Raw genomic sequence first — 15,856 nt, 5'->3', positions numbered from 1 at the left:
TTAATCTTCTCATTAAATTACAAATATGACTACAAATACGATTTTATTATTATTACTTTCTTTAGTAATAGCCGGTGGTTTGTCGTATTTTCAATATTTTTTTAAAGCCAAAAGTAAATCCAATGTGATGGTGCTTTTGGCTTTTTTACGTTTTTTGGCCATTTTTGCTTTATTGGTATTATTGATTAATCCGATTGTGACTAAAAATGCCCTCGAAGTTACAAAAACGCCTTTGGCAATCGCAGTTGATAATTCGAGTTCGATTACAGCTTTAAAATCAGATAAAAAAGTTACTGAATTGTACCGGGAACTGGTTTCAAATCCTGCACTTCAGGAAAAATTTGAAATTCAGTCGTATCAGTTCGATACGGAACTAAAGCCTTCAACAGCATTTGATTTCAAAGGAAAACAAACCAATTTAGATGCCGTTGCCCAAAATCTAAAGAGCATCAACAGGAATACTGTTTTTCCAACCGTTATTATTACCGATGGAAATCAGACCACAGGAAACGACTATGTGTATCGTTTTGATCCTCTGAATAAAGTATATCCTTTAATTGTTGGGGATACCACTACTTTTTTTGATTTAAAAATCAATCAGCTCAACGTAAATAAATACGCTTTTCATAAAAATAAATTTCCGGTTGAAGTATTTCTTCAATACGCCGGGGACAAAAATACCACGGCAGATTTTTCCATTGTTCAGGGAAATTCTGTTATTGCCAAAGAAAAAGTATCTTTTTCATCTTCTAAAAAGACAGCTACTTTAAATCTGCTTTTACCTGCCGATAAAGTAGGGCTGCAGGTTTTTAAAGCCAGTATTTCATCAAATGCAAAAGAGAAAAACAGCTATAATAACATCAAGAATTTTGCTGTAGAAGTCATAGATCAAAAGTCGGTAATTGCAATAGTTTCGGCGATAAACCATCCCGATATTGCGGCATTAAAACGTTCGATTGAGAGTAATGCACAACGTAAGGTGATATTGGTCAAGCCAAACGAAATCAATTTGTTACAGGATATTTCTGTCTTGGTTTTATACCAGCCGACAGCCGCTTTCAAAACAATTTTCGACAACAATAAACTGGCAGGAACCAATACTTTTATTATTACCGGAACCAATACCGATTTTAATTTTCTGAATCAGCAGCAGAACAATCTGATCTTCAAAATGAGTAATCAAAGAGAAGATTATTTAAGCGAATTTCAGTCACAATTTAATCTGTTTGCTACTGACAATATAGGTTTCGAGAATTTCCCGCCTTTGCAAAATTTATTCGGTACCATCACCACCAATGGAAATGTATCAGTTTTGCTTTCTTCAAAAATCAGAAATGTTTCTACGAATGCGCCTCTACTGGCTTTCGCCGAAAACCAGGGTAAAAGGACCGCTTTTCTTTTAGGTGAAAACAGCTGGAAATGGCGTATGCAAAGCCATATCGATAATCAGTCTTTTGAAAAGTATGATATTTTTACGGATAAGATCATTCAGTATTTAGCTTCAGCAACGTCCCGAAAATCATTGGTTGTAACGCATGAAAGTTTCTATAATTCCGGGGAAGCAATCGTAATCAATGCGCAATATTTCAACAAAAACTACGAATTCGACGAAAAAGCAAGACTTACCATAAATGTAACCAACGCCGTAACCAAGCAAACCAAAAACTACGATTTGCTAAAAGGAAACAATTCCTTTTCTGTTAATCTGGACGGTTTGGCTGCAGGGAAATATAATTTTTCGGTAAAGGAGTTAAATACAAATACCAGCTATACAGGACATTTTGAAATTTTGGATTTTGACATTGAAAAACAGTTTGTAAACCCTGATGTTTTGAAAATGAAACAGTTAGCTTTACAAACCAATGGAAAAGCTTTTTTCCAGAACCAGGTAGCAGAGCTGATTAAAACACTTTTGGAAAATAAAGAGTACAAATCGATAGAAAAAAATATCTCGACTAAAACACCTTTAATTGACTGGGTTTGGTTGCTGATTCTGATTGTTGCTTTACTGACAACCGAATGGTTTGTCAGGAAGTATAATGGATTACTTTAAAAGGTACAAAGGTTCATAGGAACAAAGGTTCAAAGGTTTTGAATTGGCCCGAATTGTAACCTGAAACTTTAAACATGAAACAAAACTGCTAATACAATGGATTTCAGGCTAAAAGTATTTCACACCGTTGCGCTCAGGCTTAACTTTACAAAGGCGGCAAGCGAATTGTATATTACACAACCGGCTGTTTCCAAACATATTCAGGAATTAGAAGAAACTTATAAAATCAAGCTTTTTGAACGAAACGGTTCCAAAATAGCCCTAACTCCCGCTGGGGAAATCTTATTAAAACACACCAAAAATATTTTCGAAATCTATCGCAAAATAGACTTTGACATGAGTACGTTTGTCAACAAACGACAGGGCTTACTGCGTCTGGGATCAAGCACAACCATTTCACAATATATTATTTCTCCCGTTCTGGCCCGTTTTCACCAAAAGCAACAGGAGATAAAAGTCAATTTGCTTAATGGAAATACGGAGCAAATTGAAAACGCCTTAATCAATAAGGAAATTGAAATTGGAATTGTAGAAGGGCAGTCCAGAAATCAGTCGATCAGATACATTCCCTTTTTGAAAGATGAATTGGTTTTAGTGTGCAACAGTAAAAATCCATTCCTCCTGCAAAATGAAATTTCATTAAGCGATTTAAAAGCAATGAAATTCATCACACGTGAAAGAGGCTCCGGAACACTTGAGGTTATTGAATATGGCCTGAAACAAGTAAACGTAAAAATAACCGATTTGCAAATCGAAATGCAATTGGGAAGTACTGAAAGCATAAAATCATATTTGTTGAATTCAGACTGTTTTGCTTTTATGTCTATACATGCAGTAGGTAAGGAGTTGAAAAATAATGAATTAATAGTCTTGGATGTTGAAGATTTAACGATTGAAAGATATTTTTATATCATCACCCTGATGGGTAAATCAGATCCTTTATCGGAATTGTTTATTCAAAATATGGCTGCTTATTATAACCTGAAGTTATAGTCGATTGTAATTAACAATTGGTGATTACAATAAAATTGACAGACCTTTGTCAGGTAATTATCAGTTAATTTATTTTGAAAACACAGCACCATCCCGCATCACATTTAATAGAAGTCAGCATTTATTTTCAACAGGCCCTTTTTGGACTGATTGTGATTTTTTGTTTATTTTCTCTTATTTCTCCGCCAGTCGCTTTGTTATTGGGGGTCCTGATCGTCAATGTTTTTGGGAATCCATTTTCAGCATTCAATCATAAGGCGATTACATTTTTGCTGCAATTTTCGGTAGTTGGTTTAGGATTTGGCATGAATGCTGTAAGCGCTATTTCGGCCGGGACGGAAGGTTTGTTGCTGACGATATTTTCAATTGTCAGTACCTTAATTTTCGGGACTTTACTGGGAAAGTGGTTCAAGACAGATAAAAAAACGTCACACTTAATTTCATGCGGCACTGCTATTTGTGGCGGAAGTGCTATAGCAGCCATTTCTCCTGTAATCAAATCCAGTGAAAATCAGACCTCTATTGCTTTAGGAGTAATTTTTATCTTAAACTCAATTGCGTTGTTTGTATTTCCGTTTATCGGACATCAGCTGGATTTATCCCAGAGAGAATTTGGACTGTGGTGTGCCATTGCCATTCATGATACCAGTTCAGTAGTGGGAGCCGCCAATAAATACGGTGCTGAAGCCCTGCAAATCGCCACGACGGTAAAACTGGCCAGAGCTTTATGGATCATTCCGATTTCAGTTTTTACCGCGGTTTTATTCAAAAATAAAAACAGCAAAATCAAAATTCCTTATTTTATCGGATGGTTTGTTTTAGCCATGCTCTTAAATACTTATGTACCTGCAACAGCCATTGTTGCACCCTCTATTGTGGGTATTGCGAAAATTGGACTAACGATCACACTGTTTCTTATCGGTGCAACTTTAAATGTGAATACGCTAAAATCAGTAGGAGTGAAGCCTTTACTTCAGGGCGTTTTTCTGTGGATATTTATCGCTGGTTTGGCATTGGCTTCTATTTTATATTTTTAATAAAAAAACTGATTTATTTTACATCTAGAAATTTTACAACTGGCTTCGCTGTCATCTTATATGATTTTCCTTTAAAAGAAAAACGCTTTTCAATCTCAAAACTAAATTTCTTTTTTGTTTTTGCCATGGCCGCTATCTCAGCCGGGAGATTTACTTCAAATTCATCTTTAGCCTGTGCCGCTTTATCAAAAGAACCTTTTGTTTTAATCACAATATCCCTGAAATGTTTTTTAGCAGTATCGTTTATAACAGTATAAGAACTTGACCACGTTACGCTTTCACTATTGGTAAGCTGATAATCATGGACTTCCATAATCGACTGATATTTGCCATCAAATCCGGCAACAAGATAAAGAGTTCCTTCAAATGGACCTCCGGCACCGCCATTGACCTGCAGCAAAGTAAAAGCAAACTGATCCTCTCCAATTTCTGTCAGCTTAGGTTTAGGCGACTGGGAAAAGGCACCAAAAGCGGCAATGCCTGGTTGAAAAGATCTCATTTGCCATATTTTATCATTTTTGGTAAACTTGGCAATTCCGACAAGACCACCCGAAAATCTGCTGGTTTGCAATCCGTCCGCATCATAAAAGGAATGGTTAAAAAACAACAGCTTATATTGATTTCCTTTCGAATCGGTATAATCGATATCAGAAAGCAATCTTGTAGCAACACCATTGTTGTAGGGGAATATCTGGTCTCCGTCAATACCATTAACATCAGTATAGGAAGCGGTTTTACAGTTCTTGCAATTCCAGCTTACAAAAGTATTATGATCAGATAAGTTATATAATTTACCGGGAAATAATTTTTGCATTGTTTTTACTGCATCAAACGGAGTATTTACCTGCAATTGCCTTTTGGTATTTAAAATCGTATCGTTAACGTTTTTAAGCTCTACAATATCTTGTGCAGTACAAACAGAAGTAAAAATTAAAAAGACTATTCGTAAGCGAATCAGGCGCATATGTGAAATTTTAAAATATAATAAAACGAAACTACGAAGAAACTTTTAATATGAACTTATCTTAGTATGGCTTTTAGAATTAAACATTATGAAATTAACACAATATTTATCCGTATTATTTTGTATTATCCTTAAATTGAATATAGATTTGCACTCCTAATAAAAATTACAAATGAAAAACTTTAAAATGAAACCAAGACTAATTGCTCTTTTAGTATTAGGAATTGGATTCTTGACATTATCCTGGGGAATCGTGGGGCACGAACGTATCAATAAAGCTGCTGTTATGGCTTTGCCTCAACAACTTCAGGTCTTTTTTTACAATCACATTGATTTTATTACCCAGGAAGCATCTGTACCGGATATTCGTAAATATGCTTTAAATTACAAAGACGAAAATCCAAGACATTATTTTGACATGGAGAATTTTGGTGCTGTAGACAGCATTCCGCAGACAATGGAAGCTGCCAAAAAGAAATACGATGCCAAATTTTTAAATGATAACGGAATTTTACCGTGGTATTTAGAAGATATGATGGCTAAATTAACCAAAGCTTTCAAAGATAAAAACAGAGCAGAGATCCTGTTTCTTGCTGCAGATTTAGGTCATTACATTGGAGATGCGCACATGCCTTTGCATACTTCTGCAAATCATGACGGACAATTGACGGACCAAAAAGGAATTCATGCCCTTTGGGAAAGCAAACTTCCTGAATTATTTGCTAAAAATTATAAATTAAATGTTCCGCAGGCGCAATATTATGAAGATGTTCATAAAGCCATCTGGAATATGATTCACGATACACACAGTCTGGCGCAGCCGTTGCTTGACGTGGATAAAAAACTAAGAACGGGAACTCCCGAAAATCAGGTTTTTAAAATGGATGCTGATGGAAAAGTATTGAAAAGTAAATACAATGCTGCTGTTTTCTCTGATGAATACGCTAAGAAACTGCATGAGCAGTTAAACGGAATGGTTGAAAATCAAATGAGAAAAGCCATTACAGCGACTGCCAGTTTTTGGTATACGGCATGGGTAAATGCAGGAAAACCGGATTTAAGCAATTTAGATGCACCGGCTGTTACACAAAGAAACTACCAGGCCTTAAGAGACGATTTAAAACTATATCAGCAAGGAGACCTGTTCGGAATGAGAAATCAGAACGACTAGTTTATAGTCTCTGTTTTTGGTTTACAGTTTACAAGACGTAAAAAAAAGCCTCAAATTCAAGTGAATTTGAGGCTTTTTTAGTATCCTTATTTTTCTAAATAAAAGTTATGCATTTTTCAGGTCTTCTATAAAGGCGTCAACCATTGTCTCATCTGTGGCCCAGGAAGTAATGAGCCTTACAGCAGATTGTTTTTCATCAATTGCTTTCCAGACATAAAAAAGGTATTTTTCATTTAGTTTTTCGATAACGGTATTGGGCAAAATCGGGAAAATTTGATTTGTGGTGGAATTGGTCAAAAAAGGATAACCTTTCTCTTTAACCGCAGCAGAAATTTTCATCGCCATCACATTCGCATGTCTGGCGAGAGAGAAATACAAATCATCCCTGAACAATTCCAAAAACTGAATGGCCAGTAATCTTCCTTTTGCCAGTAAAGCACCTCTTTGTTTGAGTACATAATCAAAATCTGTGGCAACTTCAGGTCGGTTAAAAACAATGGCTTCCCCAATCAGGCCGCCATTTTTAGTGGCCCCAATGTAAAACATATCGGTAAGTTGCGCAACATCAGACAAAGTTAGATCACTGTTTTCGGCCGTTAAGGCATGTCCCAATCGTGCACCATCTAAATAAAGCAACAAATTATTCGCTTTGCAAAATTCAGATAAGGACAGAAGATCCGCTTTAGTGTAGATGGTCCCAATTTCAGTGGAGTTGGAAATATAAACCAATCTTGGCTTTACAACATGCGGTCTCAGGGCATGCTCCTGCAAAGTGATCTGAAGATCGGAAGCCTTTAATTTTCCGTCAGTAGTTTCGATAGCAATGACTTTATGACCAGTTGCTTCTATGGCGCCGGTTTCGTTAGCTGAAATATGACCGGTTTTGGCACTGATAACAGCCTCATGGGCGCGTAAGGACGAAGCAATCACAATAAGGTTGGTTTGCGTGCCTCCGGATAAAAAATAAATTACAGCCTCCGGGTTATTTGTTTTTTCCCGTAGCAAAGCTTTTGCCTGTATAGAATATTCGTCTTCGCCGTATCCTAATTGCTGTATGAGATTGGTTTCGATCAGTTTGTTTAAAATATTAGGGTGTGCCCCTTCAGAGTAGTCGTTTTTAAAATTGTACATTTTATAAATTTAGGATAAGTGCGTTTTCAAAAATACGAAAGTTACCATCATAAATAAAGAGCTCCACATGATTTTTTATTCCTGATATTTCTTATTTTTCAATAGATATGAAGCAGTTTGATAATATGAAATAGTTTCATTTACCAAATCAGTCCGTTCTGTTTTCAGGGGTTTTTCGCAATAATAAATCTGATATTCCGGTGCAATACCTTTTTTTGTTTCTTTTGGATTCAGCTGTAATTGAAACTGCTTCACCTCTTGTTTAGGAGATAAAATAGTCAATACATTATCTTTTATAAGTCCCAAATCCTGATACGTGGCAATAAAGGCACGTGGTTTATAGTCCGGTTTTAAAACATCCTGTCCAAAAAACTTACTTTCATAATTGAAATGCAAAAGTCCCAAAACGGTTGGCATGAGATCGATCTGTGACATCAGTTTGGTACATTTTTCAGGTCTGATTCCGGGGCTGTAAACAAAAGCAGGAATTCTGTATTTGTCCATAGGTAATTCTGTTTTTCCGGCACTTGACGCACAATGATCGGCTACAAGTACAAAAACGGTGTTTTTAAACCATGATTGCTTAGAGGCCATTGAAAAGAATTTCTTCAATGAATAATCGGTATATTTTACACCACCCTCACGCGATTTTACGTCACCGGGAATATCAATCTTCTTATTCGGATAGGTAAAAGGCCTGTGGTTACTCACCGTCATGATATGATTAAAGAAAGGTTTATTTTCTTTGGCTTCCTTATTCATCACCTTTATGGCTTTATGATACATATCTTCATCACAAACGCCCCAAACATTAGAAAATGTGATTTCTTCGGGAGAAAAGCTTGATTTGTCTACAATCTCATATCCGTTTCCCGAGTAGAAATCCTGCATGTTATCAAAAAAAGCATCACCTCCGTACATAAATTTCACATGGTATCCTTTCTTCCTGAAGAGGGCACCCGTAGAAAATTTATTTTTATTGTCCTCCCGTTTAACAACACTTTCGCCTGCTGTAGGGGGAAGGCATAAGGTAACGGCTTCAAGTCCGCGAACGGTGCGGTTTCCTGCAGCATACAAATTGGTAAACTGAAGGCTTTTTTGTGCCAGACTATCTAAAAACGGTGTAATGTTCTGGTCATTGCCATACATTTTCATGTACTCAGCACTATAACTTTCAATAGTAATAAGAACTACATTTTTATGATTTTCTGCGGAACCACTTTGAATCGTTCGTGTCGTATTTTCCCCGGAGAGGGTTGGAAATTGCTGTTTTAAAATTGTAAAAGCTTTATCATTAGGAAGCGTTTTGTAAAATTTAAAATAATCCAGTTTGTTATTTTGAAAGGCCAGGAAAAACTTATACAATCCGTTTGATTGCAATTCGTTAACAAAAACATTTTTGGAATTCTCTGCCAAAGCCAGCGTTGGAACTACAACTAAAGAAACCAGAAACAGACCTGCATACAGCACTGAAAGTTTTATTTTTTCAGGAAAAGAAGGAATCGTTTTAATAAACGTCTTTCCGTCTTTCATAATAAAATAAGTAATAATTCCGGTGATCAGAAACAAAGCAGAGAATAGTGGAATTACCGGATAAGACTGCATAATATTACCAATAACTTCGTTTGTATAAATCAAATAATTCACCGCTATGAAGTTGTATCTCACGCCAAATTCATTCCAGAAGAAATATTCACTCAATCCGTTTTGAAGAATCAGTAAAACATATAAAAAGATCACAAAAGCGAAAAGCCAGAATCTAATTTTGTCACGGTGTCGGGGAAGAAAAAGCAAAAGCGCAAACAGGATTGTTTTTATTGCAATAAAAATTAAAACAATACCCGGCAAAGCACCGCCATATTCGTCCAGGATACTTTTTCCCGATGCAACATAAGCAAATAGAGCGATAAAACCACCCAGAATGAGATATCCCCAGGGCTTATTGTATTTGACATTGGAAACAAAAACCAGATACAGTCCTAAAAACACACTTGCGATTATAAACACAAAAAAATCTGAAACCAGCCCAAGTGTGAAGATTTTTATACTTTCAAAAAAACTGAAAGAACTTTGTGTTATAGGATGAAAAAATAATACTATCCGCAATACAAAACTTATAATAAAATAGAATAAGGCGAGATTGTAAAAAGGAGAAATTTTTTTAGAAAAGATCATTACTTCTTTATGTTTTGATTAAGATGGAAAGAATGCTTAAGTGTTGAAAATTATGGGATTGTAAAAAAAAGAAAAAAGGATATTTTTTTCACTGACCATGTAACAACCGGTTAATTTTAATGCATATTTGGAAGACCTGCTTGAATTTTTTACAAAACTAATTCCAATAAATTAATTACAGATGAAGTTGTGCTTTTGCCTTGCTTAGTGTTAACTTAATGTTTTCTTAAGATTGTGCTTTTTTTCTGTATTCCCATGTTTTTAAGCAATTTCAGAATTCAAAATTTTTATCTTTGAGCATAAAATTTCAGGGTTTAATTAAAAAAGATCATTAGATGCATCATATTTTAATAGTGGAAGACGAATTGGGCATTGTTCAGTTCTTGCAGCAGGGCCTACAGGAAGAAGGTTACAAAGTGACCACGGCAAATGATGGTGCTAAGGGCTTTGAATTAATTCAAAATCAGCAATTTGATTTAATTTTGCTGGACTGGATGCTGCCAAAGATCAATGGATTAGAATTATGTAAAGCTATCAGGATCAAAGATCATACGACTCCGATTATATTCCTGACAGCCAAAGATACCGTACAGGAAACCATTGAAGGTCTGAAAGCGGGGGCAAACGATTATATCAAAAAGCCATTCAGTTTTGAAGAACTGGTAGAAAGGATTAAAATTCATTTCCGAAAAGGAAAAGCAACTGAAATCCTTTCCCTTGGAACCATTAAAATTGATTTGTCAAAATATATCGTCTTAAAAAATGACGAAAATATTTCACTTACACAAAGAGAGTTTGAATTGCTGACTTATCTGATTCGGAATAAAGGAAAAGTTTGTACCAGAAATCAGATTTTAAAGGATGTCTGGGAAATCAATTTTGAATATGATACCGGTGTTATTGATGTTTTTATGAATGCGATCCGAAAAAAACTCAATCTGAAAATAGAAGAAGATTATATAAAAACAATACGCGGTGTAGGATACATCGCCAATGATTAATAAATGGTACAACTTTCCTTTAAAAACAGAATTGCCTTAAATTATATTGTCACAACCGGCCTGTTGGTTCTGGTGGTTTTCTTTACAATCTATGCTATTGTAAAACATTCTGTCTATAGTCATATTGATGAAGATATTAAGGTTGAAATTCAAAACCATCTCGAAGAAATTAAAGAGTTGAATGGCGTTGTAATTTTGGTTGATAAAGAAGAGTGGGAAGAGCGGGAACACAATACTGTTGATGTAAATCCGGTTTTTGTCCAGTTTTTGGATAACAATAAAAAAATAACAGAAAAGTCGCCGAACCTCAAAACGGAAACCCTGACATTTCACGATACTGTTGAAGATTTTGAATTATTTGACACTAAAATCGGAGATAATATTATACGTCAGGTTCAGGTTCCCCTTTTTATTAAATCAAAAAGCATTGGGTACCTGATTATTGGGATGTCGCTTACTAATTCCCGTATGGTGCTGAATAATTTATTTGAGATCATGTGCCTGGCATTTCCGGTAATTCTTTTAGTATTATTTTTTATAGCCCGTTTTTTTGCCGGCCGTAGCATTAAACCCATAAATGCCATTACCAACACTTCAAAAATGGTAACCAGGGATAATCTTAAAACAAGGATTCCGCTTCCAAAAACTAAAGATGAGTTATACACGCTGTCCCAGACGATCAACAATTTATTAAACCGGATTGAGGATGCGATTGAAAGAGAAAAACAATTCACTTCCGATGCTTCACATGAGTTAAGAACGCCGTTGACTGTTATTAAAGGAACACTTGAAGTCTTGATTCGTAAACCAAGAGATAATAAGGAGTATGAAGATAAAATTAATTTCTGTATTGCAGAAGTAGATCACCTCAATATACTGGTAGACCAGCTCCTTTTAATGGCTCGTTTTGAAAATAAAAAAGCCGATCTTAAATACGAGTCTGTCTATCTAAATGCTTTAATTTTGGACGTCCTTAAATTGAATTCCGATAAGATAGCGACAAAAAACATAAAGGTAAATTTCGATGCCAGAGAGGATTATTTTATTAATTCAGACAATTATCTTGTCATAACCATTTTAAGAAACATCATTTCCAATGCTCTGAAATATACAAACAGGGATGGTGAAGTTTCTATTATATTGTCCCATCAAAATGAAAAGACAATATGCAAAATTTCAGACAACGGAATCGGAATTGCAAAAGAAGATATAGAAGCTATTTTTAATCCGTTTTTCCGGTCAGACTTCTCGCGACACCCCGAAATAAAAGGAACCGGCTTAGGATTGTCAATTGTAAAACGCCTGACGGAACTGCTTCATATTTCGTTTGAGATCGAAAGTAAAATAGACGAGGGAACTACGATTTTTTTAAGTTTTGACGAGTAGTTGCAATCGTTGTAGTACATTAAAAAAAAGAAGTAAAAACAAGACTTCGAATTATTTTTAACAATAAACTATCGTTAAGTTAAATTAAAAATTGCTTTTTTGTGAAATTATCCTCTATATTTGCAAACGAATCAAAGAATTATAAAACAAACCAAGTCATGATTTCTATTCAATTACATCATCATCATTTTCATTATTGCTCTCAGGCGATGTGTTAATGGTATGCATGTAAATCATCATATTTTAAAACCCGTTTGAGTACATCAAGCGGGTTTTTTAATTCCAATTCTTTGTACTCAGACTATTAATTCAACAAAAACTAAAAATGAGTACTTTAAAAATTGCAATTCAAAAATCCGGTCGTCTAAACGAAGAAAGCATCCAGATCCTAAAAGATTGTGGAATTTCGATCAATAACGGAATCGACCAGTTAAAAGCGGAAGCTTCCAATTTTCCCCTCGAAGTTTTATATTTAAGAAATTCCGATATCCCGCAATACTTAATTGATGGCGTTGTAGATCTGGCTATCGTCGGCGACAATTTACTAGTGGAAAAAGGAAAAGGCATAGAAGTAATCCAGAAATTAGGGTTTTCTAAATGTAAAGTCTCTGTGGCTGTGCCTAAAACGTTAGAATACAATTCTATTCAGGATTTGGCTGGCTTGCGAATTGCGACTTCCTATCCAAACACCGTAAATGACTATTTTAATTCTTTCGGACTGACAGTTGATATTCACCAGATTTCAGGTTCTGTTGAGATTGCTCCGAATATTGGCCTTGCAGATGCCATTGTCGATATTGTTTCCAGCGGCAGCACATTATTCAAAAACAACCTGAAAGAAGTGGAAGTGATTTTAAAGAGTGAAGCGGTACTCGCTGTCTCTCCTAAAGTCTCTCCGGAAATTCAAAAACATATCGATACTTTAAAATTCAGGATTCAGGCGGTTTTAAGAGCCCGAAATTCAAAATATATCCTAATGAACGTTCCCAATGACAAAATTGATGCCGTTGGAAAAATTCTTCCGGTGCTGAGAAGCTTAACGGTTCTGCCATTGGCTCAGGAAGGCTGGAGCAGTGTACATTCCGTAATCGATAAAGATACTTTCTGGGATGTAATCGATCAGTTAAAAGAAGTGGGAGCAGAAGGAATTTTGGTTTGCCCAATTGAGAAAATGGTTCTTTAGGGCCTTTGCCCGCTATAGGCTGTAAGCAATATGCTTTAAGCTTATAAAAAAAAAACAAAGTTAATAAAGCTTAAAGCCTGCAGCTTATAGCTTAAAGCAAAATAAAAATGAATAAAATAGACAATCCAAAACCAGAAACCTGGTCTGAAATACTAAAACGACCAACCAAAACGATAGATGACATTGAGGTTACCGTAAAGGAAATCTTCAGGGAAGTGCAGAAAAAAGGAGATGAAGCTATCGCCAAATACACTTCCATTTTTGACGGGATCTCCCTTGACAATTATGAAGTTTCCAATGAAGAAATTCAGGAAGCCATCAGTTTGATTTCAGATGATCTGAAAGAAGCGATTCAATTGGCAAAAAATAATATTTATAAATTCCATAATGCGCAAAAAACAGAGCGAATTTCAATAGAAACTACAGAAGGCGTGATTTGCTGGCAGGAAAAAAGACCAATTCAGAAAATTGGCTTGTACATTCCCGGCGGAACCGCTCCTTTGTTTTCTACTGTTCTGATGCTGGCAGTTCCTGCTGCAATTGCAGGTTGTAAAGAAATAGTCCTTTGTTCTCCACCGGATAAAACAGGAAAAATTAATCCTGCCATTTTGTACGCTGCAAATTTATGCGGTGTCACCAAAATAGTAAAAGTAGGTGGAATTCAGGCGATTGCGGGAATGACATTTGGTACAGCATCCATCCCGAAAGTATATAAGATTTTTGGACCCGGCAATCAGTTTGTTACGGTGGCGAAACAACTGGCAACCCAGTTTGGTGTTGCCATAGACATGCCGGCCGGACCTTCGGAATTGTTAATTGTGGCAGATAACACGGCTGTTCCTGCTTTTGTTGCCTCAGATTTATTATCACAGGCAGAACACGGAACAGACAGCCAGGTGATTTTAGTTTCAACTTCAAAAAAACTAATTGATGCTGTTGAAAAAGAAATTCAGATTCAGATGGAAGAACTTCCAAGAAAAGCAATCGCTAAAAAAGCAATTGAAAATTCAAAATTAATCTGGGTCGAAAACGATCAGATAGCATTGGATCTAATCAACGATTACGGCCCCGAACACTTTATTATCTGTTCGGAGTATGATGATTTCTATTGTAATGGAATATTGAATGCAGGTTCTGTCTTCATAGGGAATTATACCCCTGAAAGCGCCGGAGATTACGCGTCAGGAACCAATCACACGTTGCCGACAAACGGATACGCCAAAAATTACAGCGGGGTAAACTTAGATAGTTTTATGAAATCCATGACGTTCCAGAAAATAACTGAAAAAGGAATCCAAAACATTGGCAAAGCTATCGAAACTATGGCCGAAGCCGAAGGTTTGCAGGCGCATAAAAATGCTGTAACGCTGAGATTAAAGAGTTTAGAATAAAGAGTTTAGAATAAAGAGTATAGAATAAAGAGTATAGAATAAAGAGTATAGAATAAAGAGTGTAGAATCAAGAAAAAAGAATGTAGAGTAACGAATGTAGATTTAAAGATAAAATGAGAAGTCTATTCTCTTTATTCTTTGCTCTATACTCTTTATTCCAAAAATTAAGACAATGAAATTCGACATAAATACAATAACTAGAGAAAACGTAAAATCTTTAAAACCGTATTCGTCAGCGCGTGATGAATTTGAGGATTTTGATACTGCCGACATGATTTTTCTGGATGCGAATGAAAATCCGTTTCAGAATGGAGTAAATCGTTATCCGGATCCGCAGCAAAACTCGGTCAAAGCAATTTTAGCCAAAAATAATAGCGTAAAATCGAGTAATATTTTATTAGGAAACGGAAGCGATGAAGTTTTGGATTTACTTTTCAGAGCTTTTTGCGAACCAAAAACAGATAATATTATTTCTTTACCACCAACATACGGAATGTATAGTGTTCTCGCGAATATAAATGCGGTAGAAAACAGGGAGGTTTTGCTTGCGGCAGATTTTCAGCCACAGGTAGAAAAAATACTGGATGCTGTTGATGACAACACCAAAATCATTTTTTTATGCTCCCCCAATAATCCAACCGGAAATTCTTTTTCAGATGAAAGCGTCGTGACATTGCTTCAGAATTTTAAAGGTCTGGTGGTTATTGATGAAGCCTATATTGATTTCTCAGAAAAAGAAAGCTGGTTGACAGAAATCGACGAATATCCAAATCTGGTGATTACGCAAACGCTCTCCAAAGCCTATGGTCTCGCCGGAATTCGTTTGGGAATTTGTTATGCATCTGAAGCGGTAATTTCGGTTTTAAACAAAATCAAACCACCTTACAATGTTAACGAACTTACACAGCAAAGAGCCATCGAACGCTTGAAGGATTCAGACAAAATAAAAGAGGAAATAACTTCTATTATTGAGCAAAGAGAAGAATTACTTAAAGTATTACTGGAAGTAATTTTTGTGAAAAAAGTATATCCGACAGAAGCTAATTTTGTTCTGGTAAAAGTGGACGATGCCAATAAAAGATATGATCAGTTAATCGCCAAAGGAATCGTAATTCGCAACAGAACAACGCAGCCCTTATGTGAAAACTGTCTCCGTTTTACCATTGGAATTCCGGAAGAAAATGCAGTTTTGATTAAAGAATTGAAGTTGCTGAATTAAAAGTTTAGCCGTAAAGGCTGCAGGGAATTCCCTAACAACGCTAAGTTATTTGCCAAAAATTAAAAGCATTAAATGATTCTTAGCCACAAAGTACAAGAATTACCACGAATTGAATTAGTGAGAATTCGTGTAATTTGTGGTAAAGAAAAAAT

General features: G+C 35.7%; 12 protein-coding genes. 9 read left to right on the top strand and 3 right to left on the bottom strand.

Annotated features, from left to right (window positions below; translation table 11 throughout):
- The first annotated feature begins 25 nt into the window (after window positions 1-25).
- From D0817_RS19210 to D0817_RS19200, 3 genes are all read left to right on the top strand, one after another.
- Window positions 26-2,053, top strand: a complete 2,028-nt coding sequence (locus D0817_RS19210) for a hypothetical protein (RefSeq protein WP_127339986.1) — start codon at window positions 26-28, stop codon at window positions 2,051-2,053.
- Between the two features lie 96 nt (window positions 2,054-2,149).
- Entirely contained in the window at window positions 2,150-3,046 is an 897-nt protein-coding gene (locus D0817_RS19205) for a LysR substrate-binding domain-containing protein (protein WP_127339985.1), read from the top strand.
- A 107-nt stretch (window positions 3,047-3,153) separates the two neighbouring features.
- A complete protein-coding gene (locus D0817_RS19200; protein WP_438590676.1) occupies window positions 3,154-4,083 on the top strand; it encodes a YeiH family protein in 930 nt (309 codons plus the stop codon).
- A 13-nt stretch (window positions 4,084-4,096) separates the two neighbouring features.
- Here the strand turns inward: D0817_RS19200 and D0817_RS19195 are convergent, their stop codons facing one another.
- Window positions 4,097-5,047 (bottom strand): hypothetical protein, encoded by a 951-nt coding sequence (locus tag D0817_RS19195; RefSeq protein ID WP_127339983.1) that lies wholly within the window; start codon window positions 5,045-5,047, stop codon window positions 4,097-4,099.
- 172 nt (window positions 5,048-5,219) lie between these two features.
- Between D0817_RS19195 and D0817_RS19190 the strand changes: the two genes are divergently transcribed.
- Window positions 5,220-6,218: a zinc dependent phospholipase C family protein gene (locus D0817_RS19190; RefSeq protein WP_127339982.1), complete on the top strand. Its 999-nt coding sequence runs from the start codon at window positions 5,220-5,222 to the stop codon at window positions 6,216-6,218.
- A gap of 105 nt (window positions 6,219-6,323) precedes the next feature.
- On the opposite strand, the gene D0817_RS19185 is transcribed toward D0817_RS19190, so the two are convergent.
- Both D0817_RS19185 and D0817_RS19180 read right to left on the bottom strand, forming a co-directional pair.
- The gene (locus D0817_RS19185) at window positions 6,324-7,349 is read right to left on the bottom strand and encodes a threonine aldolase family protein (protein WP_127339981.1); all 1,026 of its coding nucleotides are present in this window, start codon (window positions 7,347-7,349) and stop codon (window positions 6,324-6,326) included.
- Between the two features lie 75 nt (window positions 7,350-7,424).
- Window positions 7,425-9,524, bottom strand: coding sequence for an LTA synthase family protein (locus D0817_RS19180; protein ID WP_127339980.1), 2,100 nt, complete (start codon window positions 9,522-9,524; stop codon window positions 7,425-7,427).
- A gap of 335 nt (window positions 9,525-9,859) precedes the next feature.
- Here D0817_RS19180 and D0817_RS19175 point away from each other — a divergent pair, with 335 nt between their 5' ends.
- The 5 genes from D0817_RS19175 to hisC all read left to right on the top strand — a co-directional run bounded on the left by D0817_RS19175 (window position 9,860) and on the right by hisC (window position 15,704).
- Window positions 9,860-10,525 (top strand): response regulator transcription factor, encoded by a 666-nt coding sequence (locus tag D0817_RS19175; RefSeq protein WP_127339979.1) that lies wholly within the window; start codon window positions 9,860-9,862, stop codon window positions 10,523-10,525.
- Between the two features lie 3 nt (window positions 10,526-10,528).
- On the top strand, window positions 10,529-11,911 hold the full coding sequence (locus D0817_RS19170) for a sensor histidine kinase (RefSeq protein WP_127339978.1): 1,383 nt from the start codon (window positions 10,529-10,531) through the stop codon (window positions 11,909-11,911).
- A gap of 325 nt (window positions 11,912-12,236) precedes the next feature.
- Window positions 12,237-13,094, top strand: coding sequence for an ATP phosphoribosyltransferase (gene hisG, locus D0817_RS19165; protein WP_127339977.1), 858 nt, complete (start codon window positions 12,237-12,239; stop codon window positions 13,092-13,094).
- A gap of 107 nt (window positions 13,095-13,201) precedes the next feature.
- Entirely contained in the window at window positions 13,202-14,485 is a 1,284-nt protein-coding gene (hisD, locus tag D0817_RS19160) for a histidinol dehydrogenase (RefSeq protein WP_127339976.1), read from the top strand.
- A gap of 172 nt (window positions 14,486-14,657) precedes the next feature.
- Window positions 14,658-15,704, top strand: coding sequence for a histidinol-phosphate transaminase (gene hisC / locus D0817_RS19155; protein WP_193555366.1), 1,047 nt, complete (start codon window positions 14,658-14,660; stop codon window positions 15,702-15,704).
- Window positions 15,705-15,856 lie beyond the last annotated feature (152 nt).

Source organism: Flavobacterium cupreum (assembly GCF_003996965.1).
Classification (GTDB): Bacteria; Bacteroidota; Bacteroidia; order Flavobacteriales; family Flavobacteriaceae; genus Flavobacterium; species Flavobacterium cupreum.
This window is presented reverse-complemented; position numbering and strand designations above follow the sequence as displayed.